The organism is Nocardia jinanensis (assembly GCF_014645735.1).
Classification (GTDB): Bacteria; Actinomycetota; Actinomycetes; order Mycobacteriales; family Mycobacteriaceae; genus Nocardia; species Nocardia jinanensis.
In genome coordinates, this window is record NZ_BMMH01000010.1 from 20702 (window position 1) to 33690 (window position 12989).

Here is a 12989-nt window from a genome sequence, read left to right on the forward strand (position 1 = left end):
CCCCCGAGGGCACAGCGTGAGTATCAACGAAACCGAGATCCTGGTCCAGGGCGCACCCGAACCGGCCGCGTCCGGGCGGCGCAAGCTGATCCTGCGCCGCTTCCTGCGCAACAAACCCGCCCTGGTCGGGACAGCGGTGCTGATCCTGATGTTCCTGGCCAGTTTCCTACTGCCGTCGTTCCTGCCCTACGACTACCAGGAACTCGACTACACGGCGCTGCTCGAACCGCCCAGCCCCCAGCATCCCTTCGGCACCACCGAGATCGGCCAGGACGTACTCGCGCAAACGCTGCGCGGCCTGCAGAAATCACTGATCATCGGTTTGTGCGTGGCGCTGTTCTCCACCACCATCGCGGCCCTCACCGGCGCGGTCGCCGGACTGCTCGGCGGCTGGACCGACCGGACCATCATGTGGGTGGTCGATCTGCTGCTGGTGGTCCCGAGTTTCATCATCGTGGCCCTGTTCGCGCCGCGCACCAAGGGCAGTAGCTCGATCGTGCTGCTGATCATCCTGCTCAGCGTGTTCGGCTGGATGATCAGCGCGCGGATCGTGCGGGGGTTGACCATGAGCCTGCGCGAACGCGAATTCGTCCGGGCCGCCCGATACATGGGCGCCCCTACCCGTACGATCATCCTCACCCATATCGTGCCGAATATCGCCTCGATCCTGATCATCGACACCACGCTCACCGTCGGCGCATCGATCATGGCCGAAACCGGGCTCAGCTTCCTCGGATTCGGGGTGCAGCCGCCGGATGTCTCGCTCGGGTCGCTGATCGCCGGCGGCACCAGTTCCGCTATGACCTATCCGTGGCTGTTCCTCTTCGCGGGCGGTCTGCTGATCACCACCGTGCTCTGCGCGAACCTGATCGGTGACGGCTTGCGCGACGCGTTCGATCCCGGCGCGAAACGCGCCCGGTCCCGGCCGTCCCGCAAGGCGCGCAAGGCCGCGCGCGCGGAGAAGTCCCGGCAGGCGGAGGAAGCGCTCATATGACCGGAGAGAACACCACGGTGCAAGCGGCAGCGAACCGGACCGGACCCGGCGGAACCGGTCCCGGCCGAGGCAGTGCGCCGCTGCTGGAAGTATCGGATCTGCGCGTCTCCTTCCCCAGCGAAGAGGGTCGCATCGACGCGGTACGCGGGGTGAACTACACCGTCGCCGACGGCGAAGTACTGGCAATCGTCGGCGAGTCCGGGTCCGGTAAATCGGTGTCCTCACTGGCGGTGATGGGCCTGCTACCGGATCAGGCCCGGGTCACCGGTTCGATCCGGTTGCGCGGGCGCGAACTGCTGGGCCTGGGTGACAAGGAGCTGTCGAAACTGCGCGGGAGCGCGGTGAGCATGGTCTTCCAGGACCCGCTCTCGGCGCTCACCCCCGTGTACCGGGTGGGCGATCAGGTCGCCGAAGCGCTGCTCGCGCACGGGAACATGAACAAGACCGAAGCCGCGAAACGCGCGGTCGAACTGCTGGATCTGGTCGGTATCCCCGATCCGGAACTGCGCGCCAAAGCATTTCCGCACGAATTCTCCGGCGGGATGCGCCAGCGCGTGGTCATCGCCATGGCGATCGCCAACGATCCCGCGCTCATCATCTGCGACGAACCGACCACCGCCCTCGATGTGACGGTGCAGAAGCAGATCCTGAACCTGCTGCGCAAGGCCCGCGATATCACCGGCGCGGGCGTCGTCATGATCACCCACGATATGGGCATCGCGGCCACACTCGCCGATCGGGTGGCCGTGATGTACGCGGGCAAGGTCGTGGAAACCGCTGGTACCGCAGAGGTTTTCCGGAGCCCGCGGATGCCCTACACCGTGGGCCTGCTCGGCTCGATACCGCGGATGGACGGACCGGCGCGGGCTCCGCTCATCCCCATCGTCGGCGCGCCTCCGGCGATGCACGCGCTGCCGCCGGGGTGTTCGTTCGCGCCGCGTTGCCCCGTCGCGATCGAGAACTGCCGGTCCACGGAACCGCCGCTGGCCGAAACCGTTCCGGGCCACGACGCGGCGTGTATCCGCACCGGTGAGGTCGATTCACCGGCACTGTTCGAGGCCTACCGCCGCGAGATCGGCGAACCGGAAGCCGCCCCGGCGGCCGACGCGCAGCCGGTGCTGAAGGTGACCGACCTGGTCAAGACCTTCCCCATCACCTCCGGGGTGATCCTGCGGCGGCGCAAAGGCGAGGTCCGCGCGGTGGACGGAATCAGTTTCGAGGTCCGGGCCGGGCGCACCCTGGCCCTGGTCGGTGAATCCGGGTCGGGTAAATCCACCACGCTCACCCAGATCCTGGACATGGTGAAACCACAGTCCGGGACCATCGAGATCATGGGCCGTGACACCGCCACACTCGGCGCCGCCGAACGTCGCGATCTGCGTCGCAAACTGCAGATAGTCTTCCAGGACCCCACGGCCTCACTGGATCCGCGACTGCCGGTATCCGATATCGTCTCCCAGCCGATGCGTATCGCGAAGCGGCCGAAATCCGAGATCGCCCAGCGGGTCCCGGACCTGCTGCGGCAGGTGGGATTACGCCCGGAACACGCCGACCGCTATCCCGGTGATTTCTCCGGTGGCCAGAAGCAGCGCATCTGCATCGCCCGGGCGCTGGCTCTCGACCCGGAGCTGCTGGTGCTCGACGAACCGGTGTCGTCGCTGGATGTCTCCATCCAGGCGGGTGTGCTGAATCTGCTGCGCGATCTGCAGGCCGAACGCGGACTGTCCTACCTCTTCGTCTCCCACGACCTGTCCGTGGTACGCAATCTCGCCCACGATATCGCGGTGATGTACCGGGGCAAGATCGTCGAAGCGGGACCGGCGGAACAGATCTTCGGCGATCCGGGACACGAATACACACGATCACTGATCGATGCCGTGCCCGTACCCGTGGTAGAGGGTTGACAGACGTGTTCGGGGTTCCACCGGCAGGAAGGATGTATCGGCCATGAGAATTCGATCACTGGGGGTCCGGCTGGCGGTGCCGCTGTGCGCCGTCGCGTTGCTCGCGACCGGTTGCGGTGCGAACGACGCGGGGGCACCCGAGGGCGCGGTCGCCGAACTGGGCACGATCAACGACATCAACCCCCACGATGTGAGCGAACTGCGCGACGGCGGCAACCTACGGCTGGCCACGACGTCGTATCCGGAGCACTGGAACCCGATGCAGATCGACAGTGACGGCGAGTCGGCGGGCATCATGCGCACGATGATGCCGCGCGCATTCGCCACCGACGCGGCCGGAGCCACCTCGGTCAACACCGATTTCTTCACCAGCGTCGAACTGACGAGTACCGAGCCTCAGCAGGTCACCTACACCATCAATCCGAAAGCGGTGTGGTCCGACGGCGCCCCCATCACGTGGGAGGACATCTCCTCGCAGGCGAACGCCCTCAGCGGCAAGGATCCGCGTTTCCTCATCGGGAACACCAACGGATTCGACCGGATCGAGAAGGTCGAACGCGGCAGCGACGATCGCCAGGCGATCATCACCTTCAAGAGCCACTACGCGGACTGGGCCGGGCAGTTCTCCGGTAACTCCATGCTCATGCCCAAGGAAGCCACCGCGACACCGGAGGCGTTCAACGAGGGCTGGCGCAACGCGCCCGGGAAGACTTCGGGGCCGTTCATCATCCAGTCCACCGACCGGGGACAGGGCCGGATCACGCTGGGCCGCAATCCGAAATGGTGGGGCGCCACCCCGAAGCTCGACACCATCACGTTCAGCGTGCTCTCCAGCGAGGCCATGGTGCCGGCACTGGCCAACAACGAGATCGACGCCATCGGCCTGGCGACTCGCGACGATATGCAGACGGCCCGCAAGACGCCCGGCGTCGCGATCCGGCGCGCTCCCGGTAACAGCTGGTCGCATCTGACCTTCAACGGTGCCCCGGGCTCGCTGCTGGAGAACCCGGAACTGCGGGTCGCGATCATCAAGGCGATCGACCGGGCGGGTATCGCCAAGGCCATGCAGAACGGTCTGGTGGCGGACCCGAAACCGCTGAACAACCACATCTTCATCCAGGGCCAGAAGGGGTATCAGGACAACAGCCTGCCTTTCGATCCCGAGGCCGCCGCGCGGGAACTCGACGCGCTCGGCTGGAAACTGAACGGCGACATCCGGGAGAAGGACGGCCGCAAACTGGTGATCCGCGATGTCATGTACAACGACCAGACCTGGGTGCAGGTCGCGCAGATCATCCAGCAGAACCTGCGGCAGGTGGGGATCGAGCTCAGTATCGAGACCAAACCCGGTAGCGGTTTCTTCACCGACAATATCCAGCCCGGCAACTTCGATGTCGGCCAGTGGGTCTGGGCCGGTGACGCGTTCCCGTTGAGCAGCATCCCGCAGATCTGGGGTTACTACCCCGACAATCTGCAGGGCAACTACGGCCGGATCGGTTCGCCGGAGCTCAACGACCTCATCGAGAAGACCCTGACCGAACTCGACCCGCAGAAGGCCATCGAACTGGCCAATCAGGTCGACCAGGCGGTGTGGGCCGAGGGTCATTCGATTCCGCTGGTGCAGTCGGCCGGTAATGTCGGCGTCCGCGACAACCTCGCCAACTACGGTGCCGCGGGGCTGGCTTCGCTGGACTACACGAAAATCGGTTTCCTGAAGTGAGATCCCGGATAGGCCACCCCCTGGCCTATCCGCTGTGCGTGACCATCGGCGCCCTCGCGGTACTCACCGCGTGGGCGCCGTTCGCCGATCCGGACCAGCTCAGCGCCTTGGCGGTGGTCGGACTCGGGATGATCGGCTACAGCGGATACCGGTTCGCGGTAGCGCTGGGGGTGCTGTCCTACCGTGCCGGAGGGCCGGAGGCGGTGGCCGTGCGGCGGGTACGACAGGAACACCAGCTGCTCAGCCGCTCCTGGCTGGAACTGCGCGACGCCGGTGAACAGCGCTGGATCCCGGTGTACTTCACACCGGAGCTGATCGGCTTCACCGGCGGCACCGCCCTGTGCGCTGAGCGGCGGATCGTGCTGCGACAGGACCCGGGGTCCGATCCGCCGGACGGACCGGACCTCGAATTCCGCGTGCTCCCGGCCGGCCGGGCCCGGGAGGACGAACCACCCGGACGCCTGGTCGACAACCCGACCCGGGTGGATCCCGGAGCGGAAACCCGGGCGGCCGCCGCCACGAAGGTCACCCGCAGGTTGCTGCTGGACGCCCAGTCCGTGGTCGCGGCACCGTTCGCGGGTCTGCTGTGGGTATACGTGATGGACGGAGGCACGGCAGCCTTCACCGCAGCGCTGTGCGTGGCCGCCGCGGCCGGTATCTGGCTCAGCGCGATCCGCGGGTCGGACCCGAGCTGAGCTCCGCGCTGCGGGGCGAGACCAGTTGTCGGTCACGATGGCCCCTGCTCCGCCGACGAGCGCGGCGGCGAGCACATGTTCGTCGTCGGGGTCCTGGAGACCGAAGGTGCCCTCGTGGGGCTCCCAGCCTTCCACGAGGGCATCATCGAATGCGCTTTGCATCTGCGAGGTGAGCCGCTTTGCTCGCGCTGCGGCCTCCTCCGGGTCGACCTCATATCGCTGGGTGAGCTTGCTAGCCTCATGGGTCTCCAGCTCTTCGAGGATCGCGTGGGACCACAGCGGCCGATACAGGCCCTCGATCGCCAGCGACAGCAGAAAGTCACGCTGGAGGCCGGGCCACAGAACACACGTATCCAAGACGGCGGCGAACATGCCGGGTTTATTTCAGCCCTTGGCTTTTCGGCGTCGCTCGGCAACGAGATGGCGGACCTCGCGCAGCTGCTCGCGCACCTTCGCTGGGTCCGGCTGGACATGTCGAGCCCGAACTGGTCACACGCTGATATCGAACCGGTGCGGCCGAATCACGGCAGACCAGGGGTTATGGGTCATCACAGCGCTGGGCCGTTGTCGCGGCCGCAGTCCTTATCGGCCTGCGAATGCGCGGCTTGCTCGTGGCTGGGTCTGGCAGCGCGCTGTTTTGGGTTGTGAGCGGCTCGCAGCTGGTGCTCCAGAGGCACAGGCAGCATCGATGGGCGAGAGATGGCTGCGACCAGTCGCACCAAACCCTGTTGCCACGCCACAGTTGAATACGCGACCGCACCAATCCGGAACCCCGAGTTCGCAGTTCGCCTGCGAGAGCTGATCGGTTCCGCGGGCTACAACGGATCGAGCACCCCGCCGCACTGACGCGGCAGTGTGTCCACGCGATGGGGGTGGGTCGTGCGCCTGCCCCCATCGTCGGTGTCCGTCGGGACCGTAGCGATTCCCGCGGCCCGCCCATGGGCAGAACTCAGTGCGGGATGGAGTCGATTATCGCGCGGGCGCCCTGGCGCAGCAGATCGGCGCCGACGAAGAAGCCCAGTGCCTGCGGATCTTCCGGCACACCCCAGTGATGTGCGTCCAGCCACTGGGTGCCGTCGAGGTCGAATACCTTGCCCCGCAACGAGAGCCGCCCGGTGGGTTCGATCACGCAGACTCCGGCGATCGGCGAGTTGCAGTGTCCTTGCAGGGCATGCAGCATGGCGCGTTCGGCATCGGCGACCCGGCGTGTCTCGGCATGGTCGAGGCGGCCCGCGAGCTCACGGACCTCCTCGTCGTCGACGCGGCAGGCGAGAGTGAGGACACCGGCACCGATCGGCGGGCACATCACGTCCACCGGAAGGATCTCGGTGATCCGGTCCTCGCGACCGATCCGGTACATCCCGGATACCGCCGCGATCAGCACATCGCAGTACCCATCCTCGAGGCGTTGCAGCCGGGTGTTCATATTTCCGCGTAGCGGTTTCATCTCCAGCCCGGGATAGTGCAGGCGCAGCTGCGCGGCCCGGCGCACCGAACTGGTACCCACCACGGTCCCGGCCGGCTGCTCGGCCAGCGGCCGGCCGTCCTTGGTGATGATCGCGTCACGTACATCGTCACGGGCCGGGAAACCCGCGAAAGCGATACCTTCGGGAATCGGGATATCCCCGGGTATATCTTTCAGGCAGTGCACCGCCAGATCGGCTTGATCATTGAGCAGAGCATCGTCGATCTCCTTGACGAAAGCCCCCTTACCGCCGAGTTTCGCCAGATCCCCCATCCAGCGGTCACCGGCGGAGGTCACCTTGACCAGCTCGGTTTCCACGCCGAACTCGGCGAGACCGGCGGCCACCTGCTCGGCTTGGGCCACCGCCATAGGGCTGGAGCGGGTGGCGATCCGGATGATGCGCAAAGCCATGCGCAGACTCTACCGCCGCCGGATATCGGCCAATAGCCGCGGTGGTATCCGGATCAGCGACCGGCGACGGAGTCGAGGAAGGAATCCCAGACCGCCGGGTCGACCACCAGGGCCGGACCAGCGGGATTCTTCGAATCACGGATACCGACCGCACCGCCGGCCAGGAACGCGACCTCGACGCAGGCCTTGTCAGCGCCGCTGTACGTGCTCTTGAACCATTCCGCACCCGATAGACGATCGTTCACGTCCCGTACTCCTTTGCGACCCGCCGCAGCAGCGCCCGGCTCCGCTCGTCATCAAGCGCTACCTGCCGAAGCTTCTGGTGCGCCTGAGCATACCGTGCCACTGCCACCGGCTTTTCCAAATAGAGGTCCCCGGTGTAGCTCTCCACATAAACCACCGTCGGTTCGGGAGGTTGGCGGCGCGTGGTCTTACGAGGTTCGATGATCACGAACGGCCCCATGGCGACACCCATCGGAAATCCCGCAGCGAAGGGCAAGATCCTGACCGTCACATTCGGTCGAGTACTGAGGTCCGCAAGGTGCCGCAGCTGACCTGCCATGACGCGGGGACCACCGACGACACCCCGGAGGACTGATTCCCGGAGGGTTATATCGATCTGGACCGGCACGTTACTTCGCGTGATCAGAGTCTGCCTTCGCATCCTCAGCTTTACGCGTCGATCATGTTCCCCGGCGGGCTCAGCGGGGTACCCAGCCCGGATCAACGCACTCGCGTACGCGGGAGTCTGCACGATGCCGGGCACAAGTTCCAGCTCGTACCAGGTCAGTGCGTGTGCCGACGACTCCAGATCCACGAATACATCGAAATGCTCGGGGATGAGGTCGCCGTACTCGTGCCACCAACTCTGTCCGGCCGCCTGGCAGGCCAGACCTTTGAGTACCTCGGTGAATTCGTCGCTGAACTCGTAGATCCGGCACAGCGCCTCCACATCCACCAGTCGGATTCGCCCTGTTTTACCGACCTCCAGCCGCTGGACTGTGCTGATACTCCACTCCATCAACGCGCCCACGTCGGCCAGCGTCAAGCCCACTGCCTCCCGACCATTGCGCAGGTGTTTACCAAGCTGCCGCCGGGGAAGGGTCGATCCAGCGCACTCGGCCATTCGCCTATCTCCGTTCGAAGGGGACCCGGCATTCTCATCCTCGAACAAGTGCACCGCCCAGGATGAAAAACACCGTGGTGATTCGGATGATTTCTCGATCGCACCTCGCACAGCACCAACCCTCGGTGCTGTGCTGGATATGCGCCCGGTACGGAGAAGCTGCCGCCAAGCCCCCGCTTCCCCATCCGGTGCCCCTTACTCTCCACCGGGACCGGGCGCGCCAACAGTACCCCCGATTTCATCAGAGGTGTTGCGATGAAAAATATTTCGTACGGAGATCCGCCCCGGCGGCCTGCCGGGTGGCTGGGCCATCGCTGCGAGCCGCTGTTCAGGTCCTGATCCAGCGCCGGGCGGTCCCGGTTACGGCCGGGTGTAGGTCAGTAGTGGTAGCGGGCCTGAGCGATGAGGATATTGTCTCCGGAGACGGCATAGACCAGGCGATGTTCGTCGTTGATCCGGCGAGACCAGTACCCGGACTTATCGCCTTTCAATGGCTCGGGCTTGCCCAGCCCGGTGAACGGATCACGGTCGATATCGTTGGTCAGACGCATGATTCGCAGCGCCATTTTGCGATCAGTGGAGATCCAGTGGCCGAGATCTTCGAATGCGACCTTCGCGAAGGTGACTTTCATTCGAGCTCTTCGCGGAGCTGCTCCATATCCATCTCGACAGAATCACCGGCTTCGAGTTGGGCGATTCCCTGGGCGAGGCGTGCGGCATTGGCGGGGGAACGCATCAGGTAGAGAGTCTCGTGGAGGGAGTTGTACTCGTCTTCGGAGATCAGTACGGCGTTGCCTTTGCGGCTGGTGATATGGACGGCGACAGCGTCGTCATTGACCTGTTCGATCAGTGGGTACAGGTTCGCGCGCGCCTCGCTGGCGGACATGCTGGTCATCGGCGGTTCCCTTCCCTGGATCGCTCCCGAATGGTACCGGATTGTGGTACGACTTGTCGAGCAACCTGGCCGAGCTGGTGGATAGCCATCGGCTTCAGGACCAGGCGAAGGCCGCCACGCAGAGCGGTAGATCTTCGCTGGTTCCGGGCATGTCGATCGACCGCACCGCCGCCGCGCTACCCCGCCGGCTCGGACAAGTTCCGGGAACGCAGCTCGTGCCCCTTCGAGGTCTTGCAGCGGCCCGATTCCAGATCCCACTGCCAGCCGTGCAGATTGCAGGTCAGCGTGTTGCCGTCCACCACACCGAATTTCGACAGGTCGGCCTTCAGATGCGGGCAGCGCCGCTGGATCTCCCAGCCGGCCACCTCCACCGACGCCGAATCGTCGTGCGCCTCGGAGAACCAGCCGTCGGCGTAGGCGATCCGCTCGTCGGTGAGGCATTTGAAGAAGGTGTACAGGTACTCGTTGTACCCGCCGATACGCCATGCCTGGAACCGGGTCGACAGGAAGATCGTGTTCACCCAGTCCGGTTCCTGATCGCGCAGGACAGTGCGCACCAGTTCCGGTGCGATCCGGAAACCGTAGCGGTACCTGCCCTCACCTTCGAGCGGAGCGCGCACCGCCCGTTTCGGGAAGTCCAGGACCACGGTTTCCTCGCCCATGACCAGGCCCACCGGGTACCCGATCCCGTCGCAGATCAGATCGCTCTGCGCCATGATCGGTTCGAACAGGGCCCGCAGCGGTTCGAGCAGCGGCTCCCCTTCGGCCGGAGCCCAGGTCTTCTTCTCCGCGACCAGCACGGGCGCCAGCCGCTGCGCCATTTTCTCGACGTAGGCGGCCTTGTCGCTCCAGATGGTCGCCGGATCATAGGGGTGGGCGAGTTCGAGTTCATCGCCGTGCACATCGACGGTCGAACCCGGCACCATCAGCAAGCCACGATCGTGACCGTGCTCGCGCATCTGCTCGAGGAAGACCATCTGATCGGGGAAGATATTGCCCTCGTCGCCGTGGTCGTCGTTGAGATAGCGCAGTTCGTCGTCGAGGAATACCGGCGGGCCGGCGGACGGGACGACCCAGGTCGCGCCGACCTGCTCGATATAGCTGCGGGCCCGGTCCATTCCGCGCTGACGCTTCTGTTTACCGAAATTCGATTTCGTGCGGGCCGGGATGTCGTAGACCATCGGGTACCAGATCGCGCCCGAGTACTGCAGCAGATGAATATCGATCTTGCCGAACGCGTCGTGCAGCACATCCATATCGACCGGCCGCGCGTCGTTCATATTGAAACAGGTGGTTTCACCGTCGGAAACGAGCAGTCCGGAATCACCGATCGGCCCGTCCGCGGGAGCGCGCAGCGCGACGATCATGATCTCCAGTTCGGCGGCCGGATCGCCACCGCCGTTCCCCATGGATCCGTTGATCTCGTGCTTGACCGAATCCTCGGTCTCGAAGAATTTGTGGAAACCGAGTTTCTCCAGTTCACGGCGCAGATCCGGGACCGGGTAGTCGGGTAGGAGAACGGTGGCATCCTTGTTCACGTACTCGGCCAGATGCGCAGCGTCGAAATGGTCGCGGTGCAGATGCGATACGTAGAGGAAATCGCAGTCACCCAGTTGCTCCCAGTCGAGCTGGGTGTTGTCCGGAAAAGGGAACCAGGATCCGAAGTACGCGGGGTTCATCCAGGGGTCGCATAGGATCGAACCTGCCGCGGTCCGGATATGAAATCCCGCATGTCCGACGCTGGTGATCTGCACGAGCTCGCTCCTCCTGACCGTTTACGGCCCTCCAGGGTAGTGCGTCAGGACGAGATATCCCCGATGCAGTAGCCGTCGTCACCCTGTTCGAGTAGAAATGTCCGGTTCTGCGTGATTCCCGACGCATTCGTCACCGGCACCGCCACGGCCATGTATCCGGTCGTCAACGGCTGGGAACTGATCTGCTGATCGGCGAATCCGGTGATTCCGTCGAGGGTACCGGGATTCTGTGCCAGCGGTGCGACCACCGGCGCGCCGCTCGCCTGCGGATCCCAGGCCGCCGGGTCGGCCGCGCAGACCAGGGGGTATCGGTCTTCCTGGTCGGCGGGATCCAGCGGTTGCCCGATGGAGCGGGCCAGATAGCGGCGCACGGTGTGCCGGGCGTCGGCGGCGTCGTAGACCGGTTCCGCACCCGCGGCGGACACCCGGCCGCAGGCGTATCCGGCGGCTACCCGGTGCTCGTCGACGCTGACCGTGGTGATGCCGTCCGTCCAGGTGAGGGTGCCGTCCACCGCCGTACCCGGCTGGGCGAGCGCGCTCAATGCCGCGCCGGGGTCGGCGTACATGGCCTGCACGGTGAGCGGCGGAATGGTCCAGCACGAGTCTTGGAGGATCGCGGTATCTCCGGACCGCAGATCCGCGGCGAACCGCTGCAGCGCGGGCGCGGCGCCGGGGACTCCGGGCACTGCACCGACCGCGGGCGCGTCGGCCGGGACCGGTGGCAGAGCGGGCACCGAGGGTGGCGCGCCGGCAGCGGTGGCCTGCGGCTCCGTGCCGGTCGCGCTGCCCGCGGACTCCCGCGCCGGTGTACTACCGGAATCGCCCGGGATCCCGGAGACGGAATCACATCCGGTACCCAGCAGCACCCCGGATACGGCGAGCCCCACAGCGAGAGCACGCACCCGGGCGCGGCGCCCGGTGTCACGGCCGGTTCGGCACAACGGTACGAGGCGGGCGCGTTCCACTTCGACGATCACCTTTCCTGCGGTACATACGAGTTCGGTCGAGACACCGGTGCCCGACCGAGCCGCGGGGGCCCGGGGTCCGGCGCACTCGGGGCGCGCGCGGCGGGCCGGACGCTGCCGGTCATCATGGCAGCGACTACGCTAGCTGACTTGTGGAACCCGTCTACCGGACGATCATCGGGCTGGCCCGGACCGTCTTCTTTCTCGAAGGCCTGAAGTTCACCGTCACCGGTGATGAGAACATTCCCGCCGCCGGTGGCGCGGTACTGGCGGTCAACCACACCGGATACATGGACTTCACCTACGCGGGGCTGCCGGTGCGCACCCCCAAGCGGTATATCCGGTTCATGGCCAAGAGCGAGGTCTTCGACAACAAGATCTCCGGGCCGATCATGCGAGCCCTCAAACACATTCCGGTGGACCGGGCCGCGGGCGCCGACTCGTACAAAGCCGCCGTCGAATATCTCCGAAGCGGCGAACTGGTCGGCGTATACCCCGAAGCCACCATCAGCCGCAGTTTCGAGATCAAGGACCTGAAATCGGGTGCCGCCCGGATGGCGCTCGAGGCGCATGTGCCGATCATCCCGATCGCCATCTGGGGCGCGCAGCGGGTATGGACGAAGGGCCATCCGAAACGACTGGGCCGCACCAATACCCCGATATTCATTGCCGTCGGCAAACCGATCCAGCCCTATGAACCGGCGGCCGAGCTCACCGCCGAGTTGAAGGCGAACATGCAGGAACTACTGCACGGATTGCAGGAGAACTACACGCACGAATCCGGCGCCTTCTGGGTTCCGGCACGACTCGGGGGTGGGGCGCCTACCCTGGAGGAAGCCGATGCGATGGACGCCGCCGAAGCCGCGGAACGAGTCGCCCGCAGACGGGCCGAGCTCGCGGGCCGGGACGACACCGGCGCCTGACGGCGCTGTCGGACGGAGCCCATCCGCAGCCGCGCACGGCCGGAGCGAATGCGGAGGTACGCAGAGAGCGTATAGCCACCGCGGGCGGGGCAGGTCGGGCGAGGAGCGGAATATCCGCAGGCAGTGAGCAGGAGTTG

Annotated in this window: 12 protein-coding genes and 1 pseudogene; 5 read left to right on the plus strand and 8 right to left on the minus strand. The window is 65.6% G+C overall.

All coding sequences use genetic code 11. From position 1 onward, the window contains the following. Positions 1 to 22: 22 nt before the first annotated feature. Genes IEY68_RS22140 through IEY68_RS22155 form a run of 4 tightly spaced genes read left to right on the plus strand, consistent with a single transcriptional unit; the run spans position 23 to position 5313 of the window. Positions 23 to 994, plus strand: coding sequence for an ABC transporter permease (locus tag IEY68_RS22140; RefSeq protein WP_058856609.1), 972 nt, complete (start codon positions 23 to 25; stop codon positions 992 to 994). After that, positions 991 to 2898: an ABC transporter ATP-binding protein gene (locus IEY68_RS22145; RefSeq protein WP_082681610.1), complete on the plus strand. Its 1908-nt coding sequence runs from the start codon at positions 991 to 993 to the stop codon at positions 2896 to 2898. The genes IEY68_RS22140 and IEY68_RS22145 overlap by 4 nt, the downstream gene beginning before the upstream one ends. Positions 2899 to 2941: 43 nt before the next feature. After that, on the plus strand, positions 2942 to 4618 hold the full coding sequence (locus tag IEY68_RS22150) for an ABC transporter family substrate-binding protein (RefSeq protein ID WP_058856602.1): 1677 nt from the start codon (positions 2942 to 2944) through the stop codon (positions 4616 to 4618). A 38-nt stretch (positions 4619 to 4656) separates the two neighbouring features. Further along, complete coding sequence (locus IEY68_RS22155) at positions 4657 to 5313, plus strand: hypothetical protein (protein ID WP_229718922.1); 657 nt, start codon at positions 4657 to 4659, stop codon at positions 5311 to 5313. Positions 5314 to 5397: 84 nt separating this feature from the next. On the opposite strand, the pseudogene IEY68_RS22160 reads toward IEY68_RS22155, so the two are convergent. The 8 genes and pseudogenes from IEY68_RS22160 to IEY68_RS22195 all read right to left on the minus strand — a co-directional run. Further along, positions 5398 to 5685 (minus strand): annotated as a pseudogene (locus tag IEY68_RS22160) (PIN domain-containing protein); the annotation flags it as partial. Between the two features lie 577 nt (positions 5686 to 6262). Continuing rightward, positions 6263 to 7189, minus strand: coding sequence for a hydroxymethylbilane synthase (hemC, locus tag IEY68_RS22165; protein ID WP_058856599.1), 927 nt, complete (start codon positions 7187 to 7189; stop codon positions 6263 to 6265). Between the two features lie 53 nt (positions 7190 to 7242). Continuing rightward, positions 7243 to 7434 (minus strand): DUF397 domain-containing protein, encoded by a 192-nt coding sequence (locus IEY68_RS22170; protein ID WP_058856598.1) that lies wholly within the window; start codon positions 7432 to 7434, stop codon positions 7243 to 7245. Continuing rightward, positions 7431 to 8315 carry a helix-turn-helix domain-containing protein gene (locus tag IEY68_RS22175; protein ID WP_058856597.1) on the minus strand — a complete coding sequence of 295 codons (885 nt, stop codon included), beginning with the start codon at positions 8313 to 8315 and terminating at the stop codon, positions 7431 to 7433. The genes IEY68_RS22170 and IEY68_RS22175 overlap by 4 nt, the downstream gene beginning before the upstream one ends. 377 nt (positions 8316 to 8692) lie before the next feature. Further along, on the minus strand, positions 8693 to 8947 hold the full coding sequence (locus IEY68_RS22180; protein WP_058856596.1) for a Txe/YoeB family addiction module toxin: 255 nt from the start codon (positions 8945 to 8947) through the stop codon (positions 8693 to 8695). After that, on the minus strand, positions 8944 to 9210 hold the full coding sequence (locus IEY68_RS22185; RefSeq protein WP_058856595.1) for a type II toxin-antitoxin system Phd/YefM family antitoxin: 267 nt from the start codon (positions 9208 to 9210) through the stop codon (positions 8944 to 8946). The genes IEY68_RS22180 and IEY68_RS22185 overlap by 4 nt, the downstream gene beginning before the upstream one ends. Before the next feature lie 176 nt (positions 9211 to 9386). Next, complete coding sequence (locus tag IEY68_RS22190; RefSeq protein WP_058856594.1) at positions 9387 to 10964, minus strand: Rieske 2Fe-2S domain-containing protein; 1578 nt, start codon at positions 10962 to 10964, stop codon at positions 9387 to 9389. Positions 10965 to 11008: 44 nt separating this feature from the next. Further along, positions 11009 to 11941, minus strand: coding sequence for a hypothetical protein (locus IEY68_RS22195; protein WP_058856593.1), 933 nt, complete (start codon positions 11939 to 11941; stop codon positions 11009 to 11011). A gap of 140 nt (positions 11942 to 12081) precedes the next feature. Between IEY68_RS22195 and IEY68_RS22200 the strand changes: the two genes are divergently transcribed. Then, complete coding sequence (locus IEY68_RS22200; RefSeq protein ID WP_058856592.1) at positions 12082 to 12852, plus strand: lysophospholipid acyltransferase family protein; 771 nt, start codon at positions 12082 to 12084, stop codon at positions 12850 to 12852. The last annotated feature ends 137 nt before the right edge of the window (positions 12853 to 12989 follow it).

Coding starts and splice junctions, on each gene's coding strand:
- IEY68_RS22145 (WP_082681610.1), top strand. CDS start 991: ATGACCGGAGAGAACACCACGGTGCAAGCGGCAGCGAACCGGACCGGA.
- IEY68_RS22150 (WP_058856602.1), top strand. CDS start 2,942: ATGAGAATTCGATCACTGGGGGTCCGGCTGGCGGTGCCGCTGTGCGCC.
- hemC (WP_058856599.1), bottom strand. CDS start 7,189: ATGGCTTTGCGCATCATCCGGATCGCCACCCGCTCCAGCCCTATGGCG.
- IEY68_RS22175 (WP_058856597.1), bottom strand. CDS start 8,315: ATGGCCGAGTGCGCTGGATCGACCCTTCCCCGGCGGCAGCTTGGTAAA.
- IEY68_RS22180 (WP_058856596.1), bottom strand. CDS start 8,947: ATGAAAGTCACCTTCGCGAAGGTCGCATTCGAAGATCTCGGCCACTGG.
- IEY68_RS22185 (WP_058856595.1), bottom strand. CDS start 9,210: ATGACCAGCATGTCCGCCAGCGAGGCGCGCGCGAACCTGTACCCACTG.